This is a genomic window from Vibrio sp. D173a (assembly GCF_030248475.1).
In genome coordinates this window covers 1-802 of sequence record NZ_JAHGAH010000498.1, presented here as the reverse complement: position 1 = coordinate 802, position 802 = coordinate 1, and the positions used below count along the sequence as shown (strand labels likewise).

At 45.6% G+C, this 802-nt stretch carries 2 protein-coding genes; both read left to right on the top strand.

Annotation, left to right across the window (positions count from 1 at the left end; genetic code table 11):
• The coding region (locus tag KIV40_RS27070) for a multidrug efflux SMR transporter (RefSeq protein ID WP_285352270.1) at positions 1-239 on the top strand (239 nt) is incomplete at its 5' end.
• Positions 239-790, top strand: a complete 552-nt coding sequence (locus KIV40_RS27065) for a sugar O-acetyltransferase (RefSeq protein ID WP_285352269.1) — start codon at positions 239-241, stop codon at positions 788-790. The genes KIV40_RS27070 and KIV40_RS27065, both read left to right, overlap by 1 nt.
• Positions 791-802: the final 12 nt, after the last annotated feature.

Genomic DNA, 802 nt, shown 5'->3' with positions numbered 1-802 from the left:
AGCTGTACGCAACTTTTGCGGTTGGTGTCTGCTACATGGTGGCGCTGTACTTCTTGTCACTGACATCTAAAACACTGCCAATCCCTATCACATACGCAATTTGGGCTGGGGGCGGAATCGTATTGCTGACTACTGTATCAATGGCAAGCGGCTTTACACCAAGCCTCTTCACAACCCTTGGCATAGCAATGATTGTGGCTGGCATTGTGGTTATTAACTTACTAGGTGGTATCCACTAATGATGAATCATAAAGAACTCATGCTTAAGGGTGAATGGTACTTTGCGTTTGACCCTCTATTAGTCGAAGAAAGACATCAAGCTAAGCACAAGTGTTACTTACTCAATCAAGCATTCGACTCGGAAGTACGTGAGCATATTACATTCGAGCTTCTGAACAGTGCATCTGCTCACGTTGAGTCACCATTTTACTGCGACTACGGATACAACATCGAGGTAGGAGCTCACTTCTATGCAAACCATGGCTGCACCATCTTGGATGGCGCAAAAGTGAAAATAGGCAACCATTGCCTGATTGCGCCACATGTCGTTATTTCAACGACTGGCCACCCTTTGAATCCAGAACAGCGATTCGAAGGCTATGAACAATCACTTCCTATCACTATCGGTGACAACGTATGGATTGGCGCGAATGTAAGCATCCTTGGCGGTGTAACGATAGGCGATAACGTTGTGATCGGAGCGGGCTCTGTCGTTAACAAAGACCTGCCATCAAATCCGGTTTGTGTAGGTACGCCTGCACGCCCAATTAAAGAAGTTCAATCTCAATAAGGAAAAAAAATG

Coding starts and splice junctions, on each gene's coding strand:
- KIV40_RS27065 (WP_285352269.1), top strand. CDS start 239: ATGATGAATCATAAAGAACTCATGCTTAAGGGTGAATGGTACTTTGCG.